The sequence below is a fragment of the Streptomyces sp. NPDC059092 genome (assembly GCF_042756365.1).
In the GTDB taxonomy this organism is placed as follows: Bacteria; Actinomycetota; Actinomycetes; order Streptomycetales; family Streptomycetaceae; genus Streptomyces.
Genome location: NZ_JBHZEJ010000001.1, coordinates 249,694 through 272,134 on the forward strand (window position 1 = coordinate 249,694; position 22,441 = coordinate 272,134).

Annotated in this window: 17 protein-coding genes and 1 pseudogene; 7 read left to right on the forward strand and 11 right to left on the reverse strand. The window is 73.0% G+C overall.

Annotated elements, in window-relative coordinates; all coding sequences use genetic code 11:
• The first annotated feature begins 66 nt into the window (after positions 1-66).
• The 4 genes from ACFXPL_RS01045 (at position 67) to ACFXPL_RS01060 (ending at position 4,068) form a co-directional block, all read left to right on the forward strand.
• The gene (locus ACFXPL_RS01045; protein WP_384910371.1) at positions 67-1,761 is read left to right on the forward strand and encodes a hypothetical protein; all 1,695 of its coding nucleotides are present in this window, start codon (positions 67-69) and stop codon (positions 1,759-1,761) included.
• 5 nt (positions 1,762-1,766) lie between these two features.
• Positions 1,767-2,294, forward strand: coding sequence for a hypothetical protein (locus tag ACFXPL_RS01050; RefSeq protein ID WP_384910373.1), 528 nt, complete (start codon positions 1,767-1,769; stop codon positions 2,292-2,294).
• 15 nt (positions 2,295-2,309) lie between these two features.
• Positions 2,310-2,822 carry a nucleoside deaminase gene (locus ACFXPL_RS01055; protein ID WP_384910376.1) on the forward strand — a complete coding sequence of 171 codons (513 nt, stop codon included), beginning with the start codon at positions 2,310-2,312 and terminating at the stop codon, positions 2,820-2,822.
• A gap of 394 nt (positions 2,823-3,216) precedes the next feature.
• Positions 3,217-4,068: a DUF1963 domain-containing protein gene (locus ACFXPL_RS01060; protein WP_384910378.1), complete on the forward strand. Its 852-nt coding sequence runs from the start codon at positions 3,217-3,219 to the stop codon at positions 4,066-4,068.
• A gap of 15 nt (positions 4,069-4,083) precedes the next feature.
• Here ACFXPL_RS01060 and ACFXPL_RS01065 read toward each other — a convergent pair.
• From ACFXPL_RS01065 to ACFXPL_RS01080, 4 genes and pseudogenes are all read right to left on the reverse strand, one after another.
• Positions 4,084-4,179, reverse strand: a pseudogene (locus ACFXPL_RS01065) (MerR family transcriptional regulator); the annotation flags it as partial.
• A gap of 159 nt (positions 4,180-4,338) precedes the next feature.
• The gene (locus tag ACFXPL_RS01070) at positions 4,339-4,575 is read right to left on the reverse strand and encodes a hypothetical protein (RefSeq protein WP_384910381.1); all 237 of its coding nucleotides are present in this window, start codon (positions 4,573-4,575) and stop codon (positions 4,339-4,341) included.
• A 234-nt stretch (positions 4,576-4,809) separates the two neighbouring features.
• The gene (locus ACFXPL_RS01075) at positions 4,810-5,277 is read right to left on the reverse strand and encodes an NUDIX hydrolase (RefSeq protein WP_384910384.1); all 468 of its coding nucleotides are present in this window, start codon (positions 5,275-5,277) and stop codon (positions 4,810-4,812) included.
• 76 nt (positions 5,278-5,353) lie between these two features.
• Entirely contained in the window at positions 5,354-6,295 is a 942-nt protein-coding gene (locus ACFXPL_RS01080) for a phytoene/squalene synthase family protein (RefSeq protein WP_384910387.1), read from the reverse strand.
• 388 nt (positions 6,296-6,683) lie between these two features.
• Here ACFXPL_RS01080 and ACFXPL_RS01085 point away from each other — a divergent pair, with 388 nt between their 5' ends.
• On the forward strand, positions 6,684-7,709 hold the full coding sequence (locus ACFXPL_RS01085) for a hypothetical protein (RefSeq protein WP_384910390.1): 1,026 nt from the start codon (positions 6,684-6,686) through the stop codon (positions 7,707-7,709).
• A gap of 103 nt (positions 7,710-7,812) precedes the next feature.
• On the opposite strand, the gene ACFXPL_RS01090 is transcribed toward ACFXPL_RS01085, so the two are convergent.
• The 4 genes from ACFXPL_RS01090 to ACFXPL_RS01105 form a co-directional block, all read right to left on the reverse strand.
• Complete coding sequence (locus ACFXPL_RS01090) at positions 7,813-8,673, reverse strand: hypothetical protein (protein WP_384910394.1); 861 nt, start codon at positions 8,671-8,673, stop codon at positions 7,813-7,815.
• 301 nt (positions 8,674-8,974) lie between these two features.
• Positions 8,975-9,958: an ABC transporter ATP-binding protein gene (locus tag ACFXPL_RS01095; protein ID WP_384910397.1), complete on the reverse strand. Its 984-nt coding sequence runs from the start codon at positions 9,956-9,958 to the stop codon at positions 8,975-8,977.
• A complete protein-coding gene (locus ACFXPL_RS01100; RefSeq protein WP_384910401.1) occupies positions 9,955-12,882 on the reverse strand; it encodes an ABC transporter permease in 2,928 nt (975 codons plus the stop codon). The genes ACFXPL_RS01095 and ACFXPL_RS01100 overlap by 4 nt, the downstream gene beginning before the upstream one ends.
• A 1-nt stretch (position 12,883) precedes the next feature.
• Positions 12,884-16,393, reverse strand: coding sequence for an FtsX-like permease family protein (locus ACFXPL_RS01105; protein ID WP_384910404.1), 3,510 nt, complete (start codon positions 16,391-16,393; stop codon positions 12,884-12,886).
• Positions 16,394-16,570: 177 nt separating this feature from the next.
• Here ACFXPL_RS01105 and ACFXPL_RS01110 point away from each other — a divergent pair, with 177 nt between their 5' ends.
• Positions 16,571-17,338 carry an ABC transporter ATP-binding protein gene (locus tag ACFXPL_RS01110; protein WP_384910407.1) on the forward strand — a complete coding sequence of 256 codons (768 nt, stop codon included), beginning with the start codon at positions 16,571-16,573 and terminating at the stop codon, positions 17,336-17,338.
• A 250-nt stretch (positions 17,339-17,588) separates the two neighbouring features.
• Here ACFXPL_RS01110 and ACFXPL_RS01115 read toward each other — a convergent pair whose 3' ends face one another.
• Complete coding sequence (locus ACFXPL_RS01115; protein ID WP_384910410.1) at positions 17,589-19,004, reverse strand: DUF445 domain-containing protein; 1,416 nt, start codon at positions 19,002-19,004, stop codon at positions 17,589-17,591.
• A 143-nt stretch (positions 19,005-19,147) separates the two neighbouring features.
• Between ACFXPL_RS01115 and ACFXPL_RS01120 the strand changes: the two genes are divergently transcribed.
• Positions 19,148-20,524 carry a GDSL-type esterase/lipase family protein gene (locus ACFXPL_RS01120; RefSeq protein ID WP_384910413.1) on the forward strand — a complete coding sequence of 459 codons (1,377 nt, stop codon included), beginning with the start codon at positions 19,148-19,150 and terminating at the stop codon, positions 20,522-20,524.
• Positions 20,525-20,640: 116 nt separating this feature from the next.
• Here ACFXPL_RS01120 and ACFXPL_RS01125 read toward each other — a convergent pair whose 3' ends face one another.
• Positions 20,641-21,366, reverse strand: a complete 726-nt coding sequence (locus ACFXPL_RS01125; RefSeq protein ID WP_384910416.1) for a DUF1707 domain-containing protein — start codon at positions 21,364-21,366, stop codon at positions 20,641-20,643.
• 32 nt (positions 21,367-21,398) lie between these two features.
• On the reverse strand, positions 21,399-22,388 hold the full coding sequence (locus ACFXPL_RS01130) for an ATP-binding cassette domain-containing protein (RefSeq protein WP_384910419.1): 990 nt from the start codon (positions 22,386-22,388) through the stop codon (positions 21,399-21,401).
• Positions 22,389-22,441: the final 53 nt, after the last annotated feature.

Here is a 22,441-nt window from a genome sequence, read left to right on the forward strand (position 1 = left end):
CGTACCAACTGGGAGAGTTGATCTCGCGGCAGTTGAGTCTCGGGGGGCGCGTCAGACATGGGGCACGTGCGACGGCAGATCGCCCTCACTCTCTGTGCGGGCGCGCTCGTGGCACTCGCTGTGGTCCATCCCGTCAGCCAGGAAAACGCTGTCGACGCGACCCAGTTCACCGTCGCCTTCTTCGCCACACTCCTGACCGGCGAAGCCGTGATCTTCGCACTCACCTTCTCGGCTTCCAGCGCCTGGCCCTCGCTCCGCGCCATCGACAGCCATATCGCCTTCCGCGAATGGGTGCTCATCGGCTGGATCGCAGCGATGTTCACCGCGTGCGGCATCCTGGCCGAGAGCGCCGTCAGCACCACCTACGGCGCGCTTCTCTTCATCCTGGCCAATGTCTTCGGCGTCTTCTCCTTCGTCCGGCTCTTCGGACTCGCCAGCGTCGGTGGCCGCAATCAGTTGTTGCGCGAGACGCTCGCCGAAGCACTGGACGGTTTAGGTGCCCACGAGTTACTCGAAGACTCCGTAGTGGTCGCTTACCTGGGAGCCCTCGACCAGGCCATCAGCTCCAACGACCCGACGGCCATACGTAATCTGGTCGGGCAGCTCACCACTACCCAGCGCCCCACGTCCCCGTCGGACGCCCAGCAGGCATGGGCAGCACTGCATGCAGAGGTGCTGCACCGCCTGGCCCGAGCGGCCTTGGTCCGGGGAGCCGACCCTGTCGTAGTGGTCGGCTGTGCCGAGCAGCTCACCGAATCCATGCTGCGGCGGATACCCGGCCACCCCGACCCTGCCGTGGTGCTCGGCGAGTTCAGCAGATATCTGGCGTGGCTGGGAAGCGCCTCCAGACTCATGTCCGTACGTGGCATCGCTTCCGTACGGGCCGCTCGCGAGCTTGTCGCCATGTCTGTGGACTGCCGACTCCGCATTCTTCTCGCTGTCGACCCTGAACCCAAACAGTTCAGCAGGCCGGACGAAGCCGGCTCCGTCATACAAGATCCCGCAGGCGCACTGCTCTGGGCCCGGGACTTCGCGGAGTTTCACGGCGCTCATCAGGCGAACAGCCTCTACAGCGTGTTCCAGATCCTCACCGGGTCCAAGTTCATGGGCAATTACTGGGACGGAGACTCCGTCCTCGGCCGGCTCCGGCTGGACCTCTTCGGGGACAGCGGACGAGTCACCGGTGACGAAGCGGACGCCACTCGCGCACTCTTCGACGATGTCGCCGCATTCGACCGCTTCTGGGCTCTCGTCTCCGTGAGCGCCATCGCCACTCTGCGTGACGTCCGAGTACCGCACCCACCGGAGCTGGTGCGTCCCGAGTTCACTCCGGACTCACAACTGCTCGGCGCCTACCTGCGTTCCTTCGCCTGCCACCGATGGTTCGAAACCGCCGACGCGGCGCACGAAGCGCTGCTCGGGCTGATGAGCCGCGCGGACAGTTCCGACGCGCCCTGGGAGCTGATCCGTAGAAGGACGTCGCTTGCGACGCTGCGGACGCCAACGCCACGGGCCGAGCCGAGAGAACGGCCCGCGGCCATGGTCCTCGCTGTCGCCGGCAAACTCGCACCACTGGAACTGGGCGGATCCGACAGCGAACTCCGCTCATTTCTCGGATCCCTCCCGGCACCCGCGCTGCATGCGGCCCGTGGACTCGCCGACCGCGTTCTACCGAAAGCAGCGGAACAGAGCAATTCGATCGACGCCATCGCTACCGGGTTCGAGATCATGCAGCTTGTCGGTGCGCACACCAGGGAGTGACTGGCTTGGACACGGACAGTACATACTGGCGTCGTCGCACATCGCGTCTGCTGGGCGCGTCAGTTCAGGCTGCTGTCGTCGTCCAATGCGGCTTCGACTGGCTGCGCCCGCCTCTGCTGGAACTCCGTAACGATATCGATGAGGCGCTGCTGACAGCTCACGTTCGGCGCGGCGGTGGCCTCCACATCACCCGACTTCTCCTGCACAATCTTCCGGTCTCGGTGAGCGAGGAGCCTGATTTCGCCGCCGTGGCGGCGACGTTCGCAGAGTGGCAGTTCCGACTCTCCGCGGCTCACACACTGGCTTCTTCTTCCGTGCCACGCATCCATCGCCTGATCATTCGCAGCGATGGGCCCACGGAGCCGCCAACGGATAGGCTCGAACTGCTGGTGAACGGCCGGTGGACCGATGCGGCGCGGGCCCAGACCGTCCTGCGGCTCATCGGCACTCCCGGCAGTACGACGCCCCTGACCGGCTACGACATCGATCTGGCGGGCCCGTTCAGCGACAGCGACCCGTCGGTCCACATGTGAGACGAGGAGATTCGGTTGCCTTACGGCAAGTTGTCACCGGAAGACGGCGCATTCCTGGAACAGGCCATCGCCGTGTCACGGCGTGCGCTGGACGACGAGGGGAAAACCCCGTTCGGTGCACTGGTAGTGATCGACAACGAGATTGTGGGAACAGGAACCAGCTCTGTGGTGGAGCTCCATGACCCCACCGCTCACGCGGAAATGATGGCTCTACGGGCAGCGGGCAGCGCCCGAGGCGACCACATCATGGAAAACGGCGTCATGTATTCGAGCAGTGAGCCATGCCCGATGTGTCTTGTCGCCTGCTACTGGGCGAAGATCACGAGGCTCGTGTACGCAGCGACCAGCCACGATGTCGCTGCCAACGGTTTCGAAGATCTCCAGTTCTACCGACAGTTGTCGCTTCCCAACAAGGATCGGAGCCTCCTCACCGAGGTCCCTGTAGAGGGTGAACCGCAGAAGAGCGCGGCAGGAGCGCTCGCCGAATGGACGAGGACGCTGCCCTTTCCCGTCGTGCCGAAGCTCTGACGAGTGTCATCGGCCGGGTGTCGACGGGCCGCAGCTCGTCTTTCGACAGGCCAGTTGGACCGGGTTCGTGAGCGCGTTGCGGCATCAGCGGCTCGGGGGACGTCTCGGAGCTTGAGCTTCGAGGGCCGGGGTGGGCGGATGCGGGGTGTTGAGCTGGGGCTTTGAGGGTGGTGGTTCGGGTCGGGGCTCAAGCTTCGGGGGTCGAGCCCTGCTTGTAAGGATTGGTTGGTTCTTGTTCCCACCCACCCTCCCTTACCCGGCAGGGTGGTTGTCGCCTGCGGGGGTGCGGTGGTGGCGCGGGTGGGGTGGGGCGCTGCGCCGCGCCGGGCTTGCCAGGGCGAGAGGCCGGGCGGCTTCGAGGGGGTGTGTCAGACCCTCGTTCTAGGGTTCTGCCATGACTCCTCAGATGCGGTACCGGTTACGTTCCTTCCGTGAGGCGGCGCTTGCGAAGGGCATTCCCGCCGATGACGTGGAGCGGTGGGTGGCCACCGGCCGGCCGTGCGCGACGATGATGGTGCGCGGGGACGGGCCGGTCGTGGGGCGGTTCGGCGGGCCGCTCCTGCTTCCCGCCGGCACCGCGGACCCCTTGTCCCCCTTCGTCGCCTCCGTCGATCTCGCGGCGCTGCCCGCCGACGTGACGGACCTCTCCCTGCCTCCCGACGGCCAACTGCTGCTGTTCGCCTTCCCCGCGACCGGCTACGACTACGAATGCATGGGCAGCGTGGTGTACGTCCCCGCGGGTACGGCCGTGGAGGAGCGGGACAGGTTTTCCTGGAACGAGGACGACGAGGACGAATACCGCGAGATGTTCGAGGACTTCCCTCAGGGGCCGATGCGGATGACGACCGATGTGTCGCTGCCTCACCACTACGCGGTCGAGGTCTCCAAGGGGTGCGCACCGCTGCCCGGGCATCCCCGCGCCGAGGAACTGGTCGATGTGTGGGAGAGCATCGAGTCCGGCTCGTACCCCATCGGGAAGGATCTCCAGATCGGTGGATACTCCGATGAGGAGGCCGTCTACACCGACCCGCTCGCGCATGCTGTGGGCTGGGCCGTGAAGTCGGTGGAAGCGGGCCGGTGGGAGGGACCGGTTTCGGCTGACGTCGAGGACTGGGTGCTCCTCGCCGACTGGTACTGCGACGTCAGAGACCATGAAAGCGCCACCGTCCACTGGGTGATCCAGCGCGAGGACCTGGCCGCGCGGCGCTTCGACCGCGTGTTCACCGATGTCTTCTCGAACCCCTGACGCCTGTGCGCGGCGCTACTGCCAGGTCGCCGTGCCGAGGTCGACGCCGTGGGCGCGGGCGGCGGCGTCGATGATGCGGCGGAACCATGTGGCCAGGCCGGCGCGGATGCTGTGGACCGCCGGGCGGACGGCCTCGTTGGGCGGCTGTCCGGAACGTGGGCGGCAGGCCCGCTGATGCCGCCGGGGCCGGCGGGTGCGACCGGTCCGGTCCACCCGCCTCGTGCCCCGCCCCGTCCTCTTTCGCGGCTGCGGCGTCGTGCTGTCGGGGGTTCAGTTCCGCGACTGCGCGGCCGGGTTGTTCTGACGGGCCAGGCGGGAGAGGAGCCTTTCGTACACCGTTGTCGCCGCCGCGACAACGGTCGCCAGCACCGCCAGTGCGAGGACGCCCAGCAGCGCGGGCCACTCGCGCCATGCGTCGCGGCACCGGAAGCTGTCGGACGGCAGCTCGATCAGCGGGCCCCGGCATATGGGCCTGCCGCTGCGCTCGGGACCGTAATCGGCGATCATCAGCCAAACGAACACTCCCCAGATCACCAGGGCCAGGAGCATCCACGCGATCGACCACGCCTCCCTACGGCGTGCCTGCCGACGGTCCTCTTCGGCACGTTCCGGTGCGGCAGTCCCGGAATCGGGTGTGTGCGGCGCCGACGCTTGGGCAGTCATGTTTCCCCTCTTGACCAGCAGTGATCGGAGGGCAGTTCATCACACCGCGCGGGATGGCGGCTCGGTGCCCGACCCGGCTCAGTGCCGGATCAGACCGCCCACCGGGACGGGAGCCGTGTGGCCGGTTGCCGGAAGGGTCTGTGCCAGGGCGAGGCCGATGTCTACCAGCGACGACCGCCGCAGGGACGTGACATCGGGAACCGGAGTCCAGACCGACTCGGCGGTCTCGCCGTTCGGCTCGGGCCGGAGCCTGCCGCCGGTGAGACGGACCCGGTAGAAGACACCGACATTCTGGTGCTCGACTCCCGCCCGCGCGGAGGCCGCAGGGATCACCCGTGAGTCCACTCCCAGCAGGCGATCCACCACCGCGTCGCAGCCGGTCTCCTCGGCGACCTCCCGGATCACCGCGTCGAACGGATCCTCCGCGTGCTCGACCCTGCCGCCCGGAAGGGTCCAGTTGCTCTCGCCCTTCGGCGGTACGTGACGGGCGGGCAGGACCCTCCCGTCCTCGATGCACACGGCGTACGCCGCCAGTCGGAAGCTCATTCCCCGGACCTTATTCCGGCGACCCGACGGGCGGCATGGATGCCGGGACTCCGCTCGGCATACGTACGCGGCCTGATCACGTACGCCCTATTCGCGCGCGGCGCGCGGCCCTGTACTGGGACACCAGTATCTTCAAGACGGCGGGCATCGATGCCTCCGCTCCCCCATCGACCAGGTTGCCGCCCTTGTTCCGGATCGCGGACAACTTCAGGTTCTGCATCTGCCACAGTGCGGTGACAAAGGGACGCATCTCGGGCTCGACGAGCTGCGGAAGCCTGCCTGCGGCGTGCAGTTGATCCTGCGCCAGGTCCGCCTGCTCGTGCACGAGCCCCGTGAGCGAGCGTCGCACGGCGTCATGCGCACCCGGGGAAATGTCGGCGACGGTGAGCTGGTGGCGCGCCAGATCCTGGTACGGAATGCCGATCACGCCGTCGGCCGCGTCCTCGGCCAGGTCGTCCAGGTAGTCGACGCGCTGCATGGCCTCGATCAGTGCGCGGCAGGCGGCCTCGAAGGATGCCTGACGCCCGCCGGTGCGCGTGGGGGCGACGAAGGCGGCCATGAGCATGAAGGCGGGCAGTGAGTAGCCGTCCACGTATGTCTGCAGGTCCTGCTCTGTCGCGTGGCCGGTGTAGTCGACCTCAAGGTGCGATCCATCGAGGAAAGTCTCGACGCGTCGGCGCAGGCCGGGGTGACGTCGGACGGCGTCGGCGAGCGTCCGGAGCGTAGCGTTTTCACTGGGCTCGGGGCCGTCGACGGCGGTGAAAGCGGCTGCGGTCCATTCCGCCAGGGCGAGTTTGCGGGCGCTGACGGCGCCGGTGTCAATCCGCTCGTCGGTTGAGTGCATGAAGGCGACTGCGGCGATGACCGGGGGGTGCAGTGCCGTGGGCAGCAGGAGGCGGACAGCCAAGTACTCCTTCTTCGCGAACTCCTTCACGAGAGCGCGTTGTCGGGTGTAGTCGTCGCACAGGTCGAGCCGGTGTATGCCGGCTGCGCGCAGGGTGTTCTTCCAGGTGGGCATGGAGGAGATTCCTTAGGTGGTGCGGGTTGCGAGCGTGCGCGCGGTGCGCAGCCGAATGCGAGGCGGAGTCAGGGCGCGGGGGCGGTACGCCGGTTGATGCCGGCGATCCGGCACGCTTCCCGGCTGCTCACGCCTTGATCCATGAGCCGGAAGTATTCCTCCCGCGCACGCTCCGGGTGGGTGGGGCGAGGTGCGCCGCGTTCTGTATCGCGGCGGCCGGGCGGGCTCGACGCGCCGCGCACGGGCGACGGGGGTTGACTTCCTGCGATCGGGTTGCCACTCAGGGTGAGCAGCGTCTAGCGTGCCCCCTGGACGTAAAACAGCCTCCGCCTGGTGTTCGTAGCACCGGACGGAGGCCTGACCGACGAGACCGAAACAGGCGATCCCCTTGGCTGATGCGCAGTTTAGTGACGCGGCGAAGCGCGTGCACACCGCTTCCCACCCGATGGCCAGTGCCGGGTACGGCAAGCGTTCGGTTGCCGGGCAACCGGGGCGCTCCTCCGATGACTTCGCCCTGCTGCCGGGGCGTGAGGCCGCCGTCGCCGGGTTCATCGACCGGCTGCCCGACGGGGCCGATATCTCGGTGAAGGCGCTGGCCAAGGTGATGGAGTACGGGCAGTGCGCCTTACGCACCGCCCTGAACTTCCTTGAGCGGGCCGGGCATCTCTTCCGGCGGCGGGAGTTGGTGGTCGGGCCTGCCGGGGGGCGGTGGGTCACTCGTACGTGGTTCTCCCGGGCCGCCCGGGACGGTGGTTCCTGGACGGCGCAGCTCTCCGGTGACGCCTCGGAGTCGGGGCCGGGTGGGATCGAGGCTCCGGGCACGGTGGTTACGGCTCCGGGCGCGGTGGTTACGGCTCCGGGCGCGGCGGCCCCGGGCGCAGCCCCAGGCGCGGGCGCGGCCGTCGCGGCGGCCCCGGTTACGGCGGCCCCAGGCGCGGGCGCGGCCGTCGTGAGCCGTCCCGCGCGGTTGCCGGAGCGGTCGCGGGGGTATTCCGTGCTCGCCTCCGTCGGGCGGCGGTGCCCCGCCCTGTCGTTGTCCGCCGCCGACTGTGCGGCGTTGGAGCCGCTGGTCGCCGAGTGGTTCGTACGGGGTGCCGGTGAGGAGGATGTGGTGCGCGCCCTCACCGACGGGCTGCCCACGCCCGTACACCATCCGGCCGGGCTCGTACGGTCCCGGCTGGTCGCCAAGCTGCCGCCCGAACTCGCCGACCCGCCGCCCGTGTCGGGGCCGCCGGTGACCGTCGTGGAGTGCGGCACCTGCCGGGCACCGGCGCGGGCGGAGGCCCTGCGTGACGGGGAGTGCCGGGTCTGCCGGGGTGAGGCCGCGCCCGTACGTCTTCCCGCCGCCCTGCCGCCCGAGCGGGTCCGGGCGCGCGCCGCCGAGGTGCGGAGCGCGGCGGCGGCGGGCGGGTAGGCGCGTCAGCTCGGGGGGCGGTGCGTCAGTTGGACCGGCTGTGGGGACGCGGGCCTGGCCAGGGCCGCCCGGAGTGCGGCCAGGAGCTGCGCGGGGTCGTCCCTCAGCTGGGCCGGGTCACCGAGAGCACGGTCAGTCCGTACCGGGTCATGAGGTTGCGCCGGGCCATCGTGCGCTCCCGGTCGGCCGGGCCCAGATGCCATTGCCGCGAGTCGATTTCGAGTACGACGGCCGCGTACGGCCAGTAGGCGTCGGGGCGGGCGAGGAAGGTGCCGTCCGGTAGGTACAGGTCCTGGTTCCACAGCGGATCCGCGATGAGCGCCTCGCGCAGGACGCGGCGGGCCTCGGCCTCCGCCACCGAACGGATCCCCGCGGTCAGACCCTCCAGCGCCGCCGCGACCCGGGGGTCCCGGTGGCGCTGGCCGGCGCGCAGTGCCGTCGTGAGCTCCTGGAGGGTGCAGCGGTCCCGCTGGACCACCTCGGCCGGCAGGGCCGTCACCGCCGCCTGGCCGGTCAGGAACGGGACCGTGTCGACGACCGCCCTGGGCAGCGTCGCGCACGGCAGGCGGCGGACCGGCAGGGAGCGGCAGGGCCGCCCCGGGCGGTGGACGCGGACGTAGGAGCGGCTGCGGGGGCTGCGGGGGCTGCGGCCCGGCGGTACGAGTACGTCGACCGCCCGCGGCCGCACCGGCGGGCCCTCGGCCCGGACCCCGTACTGCGCGAGCGCCGCCGGGCCCGTGAGCAGCGCGCCCTCACCCGCGTACAGGAGTGCGGCGCGCAGGAGTTGGCGTGGGCTCGGGGCGCCGGTCCGGAGCAGGACCACCCGGGGGAGCAGCCGCTGCCACGGCCCGCCGGGGGCGCAGCGGCGCGAGATGGTGGAGGTGGCCCAGCCCAGGCCGGCGAGCTGGGACGAGGTGGCGAGGCCGTCCTGGGCCTCGATGAGTGGAGCGGTGTGGGTACGCATGGTCCTGGGCTGCCCAGCGACATGTGGCGATTACACTCCGTGACCCAGGTCGGCGAGAACACGCCATCCGGGTCTTCCACTCTGTTCCGTTTCCTCCGGATGGTGGGACTCCCGGTACGTACGCCACCGCCCGGCCCCGGGGCGCCGCCCTCAGCCCCGGGCCGCCACGCGAGCCCCGGGGCGCCACTCGGGCCCCGGGCGCCGTACGGACCGGGCGCCGTACGGACCGGGCCGCCACGCGGGCCCCGGGTGCCCTCGGCCCCGGCGGGGTACGGGCGGCGCGGGGCCGGCGTGGGGGCGTTCAGCGTGGCGGGTCGTCCGTGGCGTCCGGCCATACCTGGATGTGGTCCTGTTCCAGCTCCAGCAGCACCCGCTGCTCCATGCCCAGCGCCGCCGTGTACTCCGTGGGCAACTGGAGCCGCCCGGCCCGGTCCAGCATCGCGTACTCCCGGGCCACCACCGACTCCTGGCCCTGCGCGTCGATCTCCGTACGGCGCAGGACCTCGGAGGAGGTGCGGCCGTCGCGGATCGCGACCGTACGGCGGACCTCGTTCTCCACCGCCTGGTCGTGCGTGACGATCACGATCGTCGTCCCCAGCTCCTCGTTGGCCCGGCGGAACGCCGCGAAGACCTCCTCGCCCGTCGCCGAGTCCAGCTCGCCGGTCGGTTCGTCGGCGAGGAGTACGGAGGGGGAGTTGGCGAGGGCGACGGCGATCGCGACGCGCTGCTGCTGGCCCCCGGAGAGCTGGTGCGGGCGGCGGTCGGCGCAGTCGGGGACGCCGAGCATCGCCAGCAGTTCCCCGGTCCGCTCGGCCCTCGCCCGCACCGTCCTCGTGGCGCGCGGGGCGCCGCGTCCGCGCAGTTGCATGGGCAGGGCGATGTTCTGGGCGGCCGTCAGGTACGGGAGGAGGTTGCGGGCCGTCTGCTGCCAGACGAAGCCGACCACCTCACGGCGGTAGTCCAGCCGGACCTTCGCGTTCATGGTGAGCAGATCGCGGCCCGCGACCCTGGCCGCGCCGGCCGTGGGGACGTCGAGGCCCGCGAGGACGTTCATCAGCGTCGACTTGCCGCTGCCGGACGCGCCGACCAGCGCCATCAGCTCGCCCTCCCGGACCGTGAGGTCGAGCCCCTGGAGGGCCTGCACCTCCACCCCGTCCGTGGTGAAGACCCGGACCAGCCGGTCGCAGGTGATCAGCGCGTCGTGCCCGTACGAGGGGCGGTCGCGGTCTGCCGTCGCCTGCTGTTCCAGGTCGGTGAGGGTGGGGGGCGTGGCCGGTCCCGTCATCGTGTGTCTCCCGCTCTCAGCTCCGTGATCGATCCGCGTCTGCCCGCCCACCAGGCCTGGCCGGCGGCCACCGCCCCCGCGAGGAGCAGCACCCCGCACGCCGGGAGCACCAGGGACCAGCCGTCCGTACTCAGCGACACGCCGCCCGCCGACGACCCGGCTCCCAGGGCGAGTTGGGCCAGGTCGATGCCGGGGGCCAGCAGCCGGATCGTGGCCCAGCCGACGAGGACGCCGCCCCCGGCGGCGAGCAGCGCCTGCGGCAGGGCCTCCAGGCCCAGCAGCAGACGGCCCTGGCGGCCGGTGAGGCCCATCGTGCGCAACCGGGCCAGCAGGGCGGTCCGTTCCCGCGTGGCGTGCAGGAGGGAGAGGAGGAGGGCGATGACCGCGTAGGCCGCGCCGGCCAGGACGGCGACGGTGTAGATCCGCTCGGCGCCCGCCTGGAGCGGCGACGGGGTGAACGCCGCCCGTTCCTCGCTCAGCAGGGTCACGTCGGTGGTCTTCGCCGCTGCTCCCGGTATCGCCGCGCTCAGCTCTTCTCCGTTCAGCCGCTCCCCCGTGACCAGCAGCGTCGTCGGTTCCGGCGCCGCCAGGGCCGCCCGGTCCACCAGCAGGAATTCGGAGCGGGGAGCGGCCGGGGTGTGGGGGCGGACCGTGGTGATCCGTACGGTGATCCCGCCCGCCGACGACACGATCCGGAGCGGCCCGGCGCCCAGCCGTTCGGCGGTCGCGGGGGACGCCACCGCGTTCAGCACCCCGCCCGGACCCCGCGCCGTCAACTCCCCCGCCGGGAAGGCCCCGAGGCCCTGGTGCCGGGCCAGCCGGGCGTACGCGCCGGGCTCGACGCCGATCAGGGTGACGGGCTTCCGCAGCTCGGACGCGGCCTCGGAACCGGACTCGGAACCGGACTCGGACTCGGAACCGGGCCCGGGGCCGGTCCCCGAACCGGTGCCGGTCCCGGGCGCCTGGGCCGGTTCCGCCGCCGTGTCGATCCGTACCGGCGTCACGTCCCGTACGCCGTCCACCCGCCGCAGCGACCGTTCGGCGCCCGCCGGCAGCGGTACGGCGTCGCCCTGCGCGGAGATCCGGGCGTCCGCGCCGACCGCCAGCAGCGCGGCCCGGTCGCGGGCGTCCGTGATGCCCGCCAGGACGGAACCGCCGAACGCCGCCGTCGTCAGCGCGATGAGCAGCGCCAGCAGCGGCGCCGCCGTCGCCGTGGCGGACGAGCGGCCCGCGCGCGCCAGGGCCAGGAAACCGACGATCCCGCGCAGCCGCGCCGCCGGCCGGGCCGCGTAGCGCAGGGGCAGCGGGTACAGCCGTACGAGGACGAGCGCGGCGATCAGCGCCACCAGGACGGGGGCCGCGCTCACCAGCAGGTCGCCCGCCCCGTCGGAGGAACCGGAGGAACCGCTGGACGAGCCGGAGGAGTCGAAGGAGCCGGAGGACGCCGACGTGCCCCGGCGGCGCAGCGCCGCCACCGAGGCGACGGCCAGGACGAGCAGGGTCAGTTCGGCGACGGTACGGCGGCGGCTCGGCCGCGCCGCCGCGAGGTCGTCGCGCTCCCCGTACGCGCGCGCCCCGCGCAGCGGCAGGACGGCCCGCAGCGGCATCGTCACGCAGGCGATCAGCGCGACGGCGGACGCCCCGCACACCGCGGGCAGCGGACGCACCCCGTTCCCGTCGATCACGACCGTCGCCAGCAGCAGGGCCGCCCCCGTTGCGGGCAGCGCGATCACGGCGGTCTCGGCGAGCAGCCGGCCGCCGATGCCGGGCAGGGAGCCGCCGCGCGAGCGCAGCAGGGCGAGTTCGGTGGCGCGGCCCGCGGCGATCAGACCGCCGGCCATCGCCAGGACGACGGCGGCGACGGCGCCCATCCCGAAGGCCGCGACGGTGACGATCCGCGCGATCGCCCCGCGCGTCGCGAGATGGCTGCCGGCGATCGCGCCGAGGCGGGTCTCCACGTCCGCGTTGCCGCCCGCGATCTCCCGCATCCGCAGCAGGCCGGGGCCGTCTTCGAGGGAAGCGGTCCGCCGTACCAGCTCCGGGGCGTCCGCCGCGGTCAACTCCCCGAGGGCGGGGGCGAAACGCCAGTACTTGTGCGCCTCCGTCCGCGTGCCGAGGAGCGCGGGCGCCGCCTCGGGCGCCAGCAGGAGCCCCGCCTCCCAGCGGATCTGCGGTGGCTTGGACGGGATGACGGTCAGGCCCGGGGTGCGCAGGAGCGGTTCGGCGGACCAGTAACCGCCCCGCGGGGCGCGGGGTTCGACCACGCCCGTGATCCGTACGGTGAGCGCCGTGCTCCCGGAGGAGTCGCTCAGGGCGAGTACGGTGCCGACGCGCAGCCGCAGTTCGCGGGCGGTCGCCGTGGTCACGGCCGCCTCCACCTCCGTCGTCCGCGCGTCGGCCCCCGCGCCGCCCGCGGCCGGCAGCCGTCCGCTCCGTACGGTGGCGTGCGCGGCCAGCTCCGACTGCGTGGCCAGGGTGAAGCGGGGCGGAATCCCGTCGGGGCGCGGAAGCCAACGGTCCGTACCGATCAGGCCCTCGCCGGTGCGTACCCCGTACGCCGACTGGGCGAGGTCCGCCCGCAGCGGGCCCGGCAGCCTCGCCGACGCCTCCCGGAACACGGCTTCGAGCGCCTCGGGACGCATCGCCGCCACCCGGGCGGACTCCGGCAGCTCCAGGCCCGCCTGGGGAGCGGTCAGCTGGACGACCGTGTCGGTCACGGGGGCCGAGGCGATCTCACGGCGCAGCCCCGCGCTCTCGTACGCGTCGACGGCCCTCGGGAACGCGGCGGCGAGGAAGGCCGTGAGCAGGACGAGCACCCCGAAGGCGGCTGCCGCCCCGGGGGCGGTACGCAGCCGCGTCCTCACCCAGGGTGCGACGGCGCGCGCGGTTCCTGTCGTGGTGGCCGGTCCGGGCGTGGGCGTCATGTCAGTGGTCCCCCTGGTGGCGGAGCGCGACCGCGGGGTCGGCGCCGCGCCGGACGGCGAGGGCCGCGGTGATCAGCAGGGGCACGGCCAGGGCGCCCGCGAGGAACAGGGCCGCCTGGGGCAGCGGGAGTTCCACGAGCACCTGGGGCACGGGCCGGCCGGCGTGGGGGGTCAGCACCGTGAGCGGTACGAGCGCCCGCGCCAGCAGCGCCCCGAGTGCCGTACCGACGGCCAGACCGATACCGATCAGCGCCCCCTGTTCCGTCACGACCAGCCGGGCGAGGCTCCGGCGGGGCGCGCCGAGAGCGCGCAGGACGGCGAGTTCGGCGGTCCGCTCGCGCAGGGACCCGGCGGCGGCGACCGCGAACCCCACGGCGGCGAGCGCCGCTGCCGCCAGCGCGACGGCGACCAGCGCGGCGCGCGGCCCTTCGCCGAGCGGGTCTCCGAGCAGTCCGGCCGCCGTCTCGTCGCGTACGAGGACCCGGCCGGGGGCCGTGCCGTCCGAACGGTCGCGCAGCGCGGACGCGACCTGCGCGGCGGCCCCGGGGGCGGTGCTCAGCCACCACTCGTTGGGGGCGAGGGAACGGTCGGTGCGGGCGGCGAGGACAGCGTTCACGGCCCGCAGGTCGATGAGGAGGGCGCCGGCGCTCCGCGTGTCCTGTGCCGTGCTCGCCGCCGCGTCCCCGCCGGCGTCCAGGTCCTCGGCCGCCCCCGGCGCCCCCGTCGTCGGCAGCTCCCGTACCGTCTTCACGATCGTCACCCGCACCTGCTCCCCCGCCAGCGTCAGATCGACGCTGTCCCCGCGCGCGGCCCCGGTGACCCGCAGGAAGCCGTCGGTGGCGACGGCCGCGATCCGCTCCGGGGCGGCGGCGCCCACGACATCGAGCCGGACGGCGAAGGAGCCGACGTCGCCGCGCTCCGCCCACCCGGTCGGGTACGAGACGGTCAGCGGCGCCGCCGCTCCCGGGGCGGGCGGGGCGATTTCCAGGGTTTTCGGCGCGCTCTCCGCCGACCCCTCCGTCACCGTGGCGCTGCCGCGCCAGCGCGTCCCGTCCGGTACGGGGACGGGGACCGGACGCGCGTCGGCCCCGGCTCCCGTGGCGCGCAACCGCTCGACGGTCAGCCGGTGTTGCCCGGAACCCCGCTCCGGGGCCGCCCCGCCGAGCCGCAGCCCGGTCACCCGGAGCGGCCCGGCGGGGACGCCGCCGGTGCCCGCCGCCGTCAGGTCGAGAGCGAGGGTGGCGCGGTGGAGCCGGCCGTCGGCGGGTACGGTCCCGGCGCTGAGCCGGTACGGGATGCCGTAGCGGTCCTCGACCACCACCAGGAGGGCGGGGGCGGGCCCCGACGGCGCGGCCTTCCCGGGCGTGATCCTTACGTCGAGGGTGAGCCGCCGGGCGTCGTCGGGCAGCGCGATCCCGGTACGGTCCCGGGGCTCCGGCGGCGACGCCGTGTTTGCCCGTACCGGCCCGTCCGCCGCCTCGTCCCCGGCCCCGGCCCCGGCTCCCGCCTCGTCCGCCGCGCTGTCCAGCAGGGTTCGCGCGGGCTCGTCGGCCAGGTCGGGGCGCAGCAGCAGCCGCTCCTCGGCGTGGGCCGTGTCCAGCGCGAGCACGGTCGCCGTCCGGCCGCCGGAAAGACCGGCGTCCGTACGGTGGGCGGGGGCGGCCTGCCGTACGCCCGGCAGCGCGGCGTAGAGACCGGCCTGCCCCGGGTCGGCGGGCCTGCCGTCCAGGACCCGTACCGAGGCGCCCGTGGCGAAGTCCGCCTGGTCGCGCTGGGACCGGTCCCACGACGCGCTCTGGCCGAGGGCGAGCAGGCCGGTCGCCACGGCGAGGACCAGCAGCAGTACGGGCCCGGCGCCGCGCAGCGACCGGCGGGCGAGGCGGTGGGCCGCCAGCGCGCCGGGCAGGCCACGGCCGCGCGCGGCGCGGCGCTCGGCGAGCAGCGCCAGGGGCGGCAGCAGTCGCAGCGTGAGCACCGTACCGGCGAGCAGCGCCAGCGCGGGCGCCGCGACCAGCAGCGGATCGACACCGAGGCTGCCTGCGCGGTCGCCGCCGGGCACCCCGGCGAGCGCGCCCGCGCCGGTCCTGCGGTCCAACTGCCAGTAGGCCAGGGCCGCGAGGAGCAGCAGGGCGATGTCGGCGCCCGCGCGTACGGGCGCGGGCAGGGCGGCGGCCCGGCCCCGCGCCCCGGCCGACTCGCCCGCCCCCGCCTTCCCGGCCAGGGCGGGCAGGACGACCAGCGCGGCGCAGCAGAGCGCGACCGCCGCCGAGACGGACCACACCGGCCAGGCCGGGAGGTCACCGAGGCGCGCCCCCGCGCCCGGCCCGTCGCCGCCCGGCGCGGACCCGTGTGCGGAGCCGCGCGCGAGGAGTCCGGTCAGCGGGGCCGCCAGGAACGGGGCGCAGAGGGCCGCCGGGAGGGCCAGCAGCAGCGCCTCCGTCGCGGCGAGCGCGGCGAGCCGGCCGCGCGAGGCGCCACGCGCCCGCAACAGGCCCGTCTCGCCCGCGCGTTCGGTGGCGAGCGAGCGGGCCACCAGCAGCAGCGTGTACCCGGCCAGGAGGAGCAGTTGCAGCGCGACGATCACCAGCGTGGACCGGGAGACCAGCAGCGCCCGCTCGGTCCTGTCCAGCAGGGACGGCAGCGAGGTGGTGACGGTCGCGCCGCCCCCGAGCGCCGGATCCGCGCGCAGCCGCTCGGGCACCTCGGTGGACGCGGTGCGCAGGGCGTCGATCCGGCCGGTGGTGACGCCCCGGTAGTCGGCCGCGGCCAGCCAGCCGGTGGCCAGGGAGGAGACGCGGCCGGTGGCGAGGACGGACGCGTCGGTGAGCAGCGGGCCGTAGGTGGTGAAGTCGACCTCGCGGACGCCGCGTCCGCCGAGTGCGTCCAGCCGCCAGTACGGCTCGGTGGGGTCGGTGGCCCGGTACACGCCGGTGATCCGGACGGTCAGCCGGTCGTCGGTCAGCCGGTCGGTGAGCGCGATCTCCGCGCCCGGCGCCAGCTCCAGCCGCCGGGCGGCCTCTTCGGGCACGGCCACGGGCACGGACGCCGGGACAGACGCGGACGCGGCGGTTCCGTTCGCCGTGGGCGGTCCCGGCAGTTCGCCCGCCACCCGTGTGATCCGGGAGCGGTCCAGAGCGGCGAGATGGGTCAGGTCCGGACGGGTCCCGTCGAGCGGCGCCGTGGACGCCCGGAGCGACGCGGGCAGCGCGTACGGTCCCGAGCGCTCCAGCTTCCGTACGGTCACGGGCAGCCCGTCGAACGCCTCCCGAGCGCCCCGGGCCACGGCCTCCTGGGCCGTACCCCGCCCCTCCACCGGAATGTCCGCGCGCACGACGAGGGCGGCGGAAGCGGCGTCCCGGCCGCGCAGCGTCTCGCGCAGCGCCGTATCCCCGACGGAGCCCGAGAACGCGGTGAGGGAGGCCAGGACACAGGTGGTCAGCACCACCGCGAGCAGCGCGGCGGCCAGCAGCAGCCGATGCCCCGCCACACGCAGAAGAACGAACCCCGTCACGCATCCCCCGACAACCCGCACGCCCGTCCGGCCCGATCGGCCGCGGCTCTCTTCCCAGGTCTCCCTCGTTGATCCACGTCCACCCAAACACAGAACGGGCTCATGTCCTACCCCGTGCCCGCACATACTCTGGCCGGGCCGACCATGCAGAGGCGACGACGTTCGGGGGATGCGCCCATGACGGAACACACCAGCACGCGCCGGACCACCGGGGGGCCGGCCACCGCCGAGCCGGACGGCGGCTCCGGCGGGCCGGACGGCGGGTCCCGCGGGCCGATGGTCAGCGCCGAGGACCTGCACCGTTCGTACGGCACGGGCCCCACCGCCGTCCACGCGCTGCGCGGCACCTCGCTCGACATCGCACGGGGCGAACTGGTCGCCCTCAAAGGACGGTCAGGGGCCGGGAAGACCACCCTGCTCAACCTGGTCGGCGGCCTGGACGTGCCGGACCGGGGCCGGATCGTCGTCGACGGCGCCGACCTCTCGCACCTCGGCGAGGACGGGCTCCTGGAACTCCGGCGCGACCGCGTCGGATTCGTCTTCCAGTCCTTCGGCCTGATCCCCCTCCTCACCGCCGCCGAGAACGTGGGGGTGCCGCTGCGGCTGCGCGGGGCCGATCCGCGCGAGCGCGAGGAGCGGGTGGCGCTGCTGCTGGCCCTCGTCGGCCTGACCGACCACGCGGCGCAGCGCCCCGGTGAACTCTCCGGCGGCCAGCAGCAGCGCGTCGCCCTCGCCCGCGCGCTCGCCAACCGGCCCGCCCTGCTGATCGCGGACGAACCGACCGCCCAACTGGACGCCCACACCGGGCTCATGGTGATGGAGCTGCTGCGTACGGTCGTACGGAGCGAGGGCGTGACGGCCCTCGTCGCCACGCACGACCCGCAGTTGCTCGACCTGGCGGACCGGGTGGTGGAGCTGAGCGACGGCCGGATCGCCGAAGGCTGACGGGAGCGCGGGGACGGTGCCGGGAGGGCGGTACGAACCCGGCCCCGGACCCGGTCGCGAACCCGGCCCAGGTCCCGTCGCGGCCCCGGCCCGGACCCGGAAGAAAAGTTTTTTCAGAACGGTTGAACACCCGGGGACCCGGCCCCGTACTTAACGGCAACTCCCCCATGGTGGCTGGGCGCGTGAACGGACGACAGGGTCCGGTACACGCGCCCAGCACTTTTTTACAGCCGGGCCGAGGCCGGGTCGCTCACGCGCCCAGCGCGTGCGACACCGTGTAGATCAGCAGGCCGGCCAGCGCGCCGACCACCGTCCCGTTGATCCGGATGAACTGAAGGTCCCGGCCGATGTTCGCCTCGATCTTCTTCGACGTGTCGGCGGCGTCCCAGCTCGCGACGGTGTCCGAGATCAGCGAGGTGATCTCGCCCCGGTACGTGGAGACGACGTACGCCGCCGCGTCCTCGATCCATCCGTCGAGCTTCCCCTGGAGCCGGTCGTCCGTCACCAGCCTGCCGCCCAGCGAGAGCAGCGAGGCGCGGGCCCGCAGACGCAGCTCGCTGCGGTCGTCCTCGGCCGCCGAGATGATCATCCCGCGTACGGAGGACCAGGCCGAGGCGATGATGTCCTGCACCTCGGGGCGTGCCAGCAGCTCCGACTTCAGCCGCTCGACGCGCGCCCTGGTCTCCGTGTCGGACTGGAGGTCGGCGGCGAAGTCCCGCAGGAAGCGGTCGATCGCGCCCCGCGCCGGATGCGTCGGCATGTCGCGCATCTCGGTGACGAAGCGCACCAGCTCCTTGTAGACGCGGTCCCCGATCCTGCGGTCCACGAACCGTGGCGTCCACCCCGGCGCCCCGCCCTGGACCGCGTCCATGACCGAGTCGCCGTGGACCGTCAGCCAGTCGTGCGCCCGCGCGCAGATCAGGTCGACGGCCCGGTGGTGCGCGCCGTCCGCGACAATCTTGTCCAGTGTCTTTCCTATGCCCGGCGCGATCTCCGCCGCGTCCGCGCGCCGGGTGATCGCCTCGCCGACCACGGCCTGGACGTCCGAGTCGCGCAGGACGGTGAGGGCGCCGCGCAGCGCCGTGGACAGCTCGGCGGTGACGCGGTCGGCGTGGTCCGGCTGGGCCAGCCAGGTGCCGAGCCGGCCGCCGACGCCGAGGGCGCGCAGCCGGGTGCGTACGACACCGGCGGAGAGGAAGTTCTCCCCGACGAAGGAGCCCAGCGACGCGCCGAGCTGGTCCTTCTTGTTCGGGATGATCGCGGTGTGCGGGATGGGCAGGCCGAGGGGGTGCCGGAAGAGCGCGGTCACCGCGAACCAGTCGGCCAGCGCGCCGACCATGCCGGCCTCGGCCGCGGCGGCGACGTATCCGGCCCAGGGGCCCGCGCCGGAGTTCTTCGCCCAGGTGGCGAGGACGAAGACGAGGGCGACGAAGAGGAGCAGGCCGGTGGCGGTGGTCTTCATACGGCGCACGCCGCGCCGCTTCTCCTCGTCGGCGGCCGTGTAGGAGAAACCGGGCAGCCCCGAGCGGCGACCCGCCGCCCCGGCGGCCCCTCCGGCCCCGGACGCGTCCGGGGGCCCGGATGCGCCGGAGGTCCCCGACGCGCTGGAGGTCCCCGGCGTCAACACCTTGCCCGGGTCCGATTCATCCGGATCCGTACGTTCCATCCGCTCCACCCGTCCGCGCACACTTCATGGCTGACCCACTCGTACACATTGTCCCTTCCTCTCGTACTCCCGGGGCGCGCGTCGAGTTCCCGGCGCGATGCCGGATGATTGTTCTGTACAGAGGGGCGAGGGGATACGGGGCCATGAACAGACATCGCGGATTTGCCCTGCTCGGGGGGCTTATAGGGGTGGTGGCGCTGGTGTGCGCCGCCATATTCGGCGGATTCGGACTGCTGACCGACGGCTCGGACAGCGGCGCCGTCCCCGGCGCCGACGGCGCGAGGGGCGCAGCCGCCACGAGCGGTACGGGCGGCACGAGCGGTACCAGCGGTACGGGAGCGGCGCGCGGCCAGAACCCGCCTCCCGGCCGGGCCGCGCCCGCCTCCGCCGACGCCTGGACCGGAACATGGGCCACCGCCCCGGCCGGCGTCGAGAAGGACGCGCCGAACGGCCACCCCGGGCGTTCCATCCGTAACGTCGTGCACACCAGCATCGGCGGCACCAGCGCCCGGGTCACCCTCTCCAACCTCTACAGCCCCCGGCCCCTCGTGATCGGCCACGCCTCCGTCGCGGTCGGCGCGGGCGGCCCGCGCGCGGCCGGCGGAACGCTGCGGCAGCTCTCCTTCGACGGGCGCGCGGCCGTGACCGTACCGGCCGGCGGGCAGATCATCAGCGACCCGGTGGCGCTGCGCGTGCCGTACGACGGTGATCTGCTGGTCACGCTCTACACGCCGGTCGCCGGCGGGCCCGTCACGTACCACCCGTACGCGCTCCAGACCTCGTACCTCGCCGACGGCGACCGTACGCAGGACGCCTCCGGCGCCCCGTACACCGAGCCGAGCAGGGTCTGGCGCTATCTGACCGCCGTCGACGTCCAGAACCGCGAGTCGCGGGGCGCGGTGGTCGCCTTCGGCGACTCGATCACCGACGGCGTGGGCTCACGCACCGACACGAACGGCCGCTGGCCCGACATCCTCGCCGACCGGTTGCGCGACCGGCACGTCGGTGTCCTCAACGAGGGCATCGGCGGCAACACGGTCCTCCAGGACTCCGTACAGGACCGCAAGGGCGCGAGCGGCATCTCCCGCTTCCAGCGCGACGTCCTCGACCGCGCGGGGGCACGGACCGTCGTCATCGACCTCGGCATCAACGACATCCTGCGCGGCCAGGAACGCGATCCGGCCAGGATCACCGCCGGGCTCAGGGAGCTGACCCGGCAGGCCCACACGCGCGGGCTGCGCGTCATCGGCTCGACACTGACGCCGTTCGGCGCGCACCGCGGCTACAACCCGGTCACCGAGTCCGTACGGGAGAGGGTCAACGCGGAGATCCGGGCGGGCGGGGTCTTCGACGACGTCGTGGACTTCGACCGGGTGGTGCGCGACCCGTACGCCCCCGACCGGATCAGGCCGCTGTACGACGCGGGCGACGGCCTCCACCCGAGCAACGCCGGATACCGGGCGATGGGCCGCGCGCTCAGCCTGGAACTGCTGGAGGCCAGGGCACCCGCCAATCTGTAGCGGAGACACGGACGGACCGAGGGGGGACGGACCGGGGGGACGGAACCTTCCCCGCGCCCCATGGCGGACGCCGCCGGACTACGGGCGTCCGCGCCTGACTCCGGCTCTCCCGGATCTCACTCCAGCTCTCCCCGGTCCGGCTTCTTCTCCAGCCGGTCCGTCTTCCGGTCCGTCTTCTTCTCCAGCCGCTGGCGCTTGCGCTCCTCCTTGAGCCTGCGCTTCTCCGACTCGCGGACCTTCCGCTCCACCCCGACCCCGCCCATCAGCGCGAACCCGGTGACGACCACGCGCGGCGAGCCGGGGCTCACCGCCACCTCGTCGTGCTCCGCCTCACCGAAGCCGCCCATCAGGCCGAAACCCCTGACCTCGACGTCCAGGCCCGGCGGGACGGTGACATGGACACCGCCCATGATCGTGAAGCAGCGGATCACCACATCGCGGTCCTCGAACCGCGCCTCACGCAGATCGATCTCACCGCCCGCCTGGAAGACGACCGCCGTGAACTTCCGGCCCACCGTCCACGTCCCCCTGCGGCCGAAGCCGCCCCAGAACGCGAACGCCCCCTTGGACGTGGCCGGTTCGCGGCCGACCCGGTCGGCCCAGACACCCGGGGCGGCGTCCCGGTCGGCGGCGCGCACCACGTCCGTCGTCGTCCCCGGCACGGGCAGATCCCGTACCAGCGGCACCAACTCGCCGTGCGTACGCGCCTCGTAGGCCACGCCCAGGCGCTCGTCGAACTCCTCCATCGTGAGCCGCCCCTCGGCCATCGCCTCCCGCAGCCGCTCCGCCACCTGCTCACGCTCGGCGTCGGAGGCACGCGTCTCAGGCCGTTCACTCGTCATAGGAGCAGAGTAGCCACCACCTGAGGCCCACGTCACACAGCTGATCGGTCCGCGTACATCTTGGCGATCACCGACTCGATGTCCGGCTCCCGCACCGAGAGGTCCACCAGCGGATACTCCGCCGCGATCCGCGCCACCAGCGGCGCCGCCGACTCCGCCGCCGGGAACGCCAGCCACTGCCTCGGCCCCTCCACCTTCACCACCCGCGCCCCCGCCGCCACCGCGTCGATCGGCGGCAGCTCACGCTCCAGGTCCACGACGAGCGTCCGCTCGCTCTCCCCCACCTCGTGCAGCCCGGCCAGCGCCCCGTCGTACAGCAGCCGCCCGTGGTCGATGACCATCACCCGCCGGCAGAGCTGCTCGATGTCGGTCAGGTCGTGGGTCGTCAGCAGCACCGTCGTCCCGCGCTCCTCGTTCAGATCGCGCAGGAACTGCCGCACCTTCGCCTTGGAGACGACATCGAGCCCGATCGTCGGCTCGTCCAGATACAGCACCTCCGGATCGTGCAGCAGCGCCGCCGCGATGTCGCCGCGCATCCGCTGGCCGAGCGAGAGCTGCCGTACGGGCACGTCCAGCAGCTCCCCCAGGTCCAGCAGTTCCACGCACCGCTCCAGGTTGGTACGGAACCGCGCGTCGGGGACCCGGTACATCCGGTGCATCAGCCGGTACGAGTCGATCAGCGGCAGGTCCCACCAGAGCGTGGTGCGCTGCCCGAAGACGACCCCGATGCGGTGCGCCAGCCGCGTACGCTCGCGCGACGGGTCGATGCCCGCGACCCGCAGCCGGCCGCCGCTCGGGGTGAGGATGCCCGTGAGCATCTTGATGGTGGTGGACTTCCCGGCACCGTTCGGTCCGATGTAGCCGACCATCTCGCCGCGCCGCACCCGGAAGGTGATCCCGTCGACCGCCCGCACCTGGTGCTTCTCGCGGCGCAGCAGACCCGTTCTGCGGCGGACGTCGAAGACCTTCTCCACACCTTCCAGTTCGATGAAACCCGGTGCGTCGTCGCCACCCGTCACCATCCGTACTCCCTCTTCTCCGTTGTCCCCGTCGTCGTCATGAACACGCCTCTCCC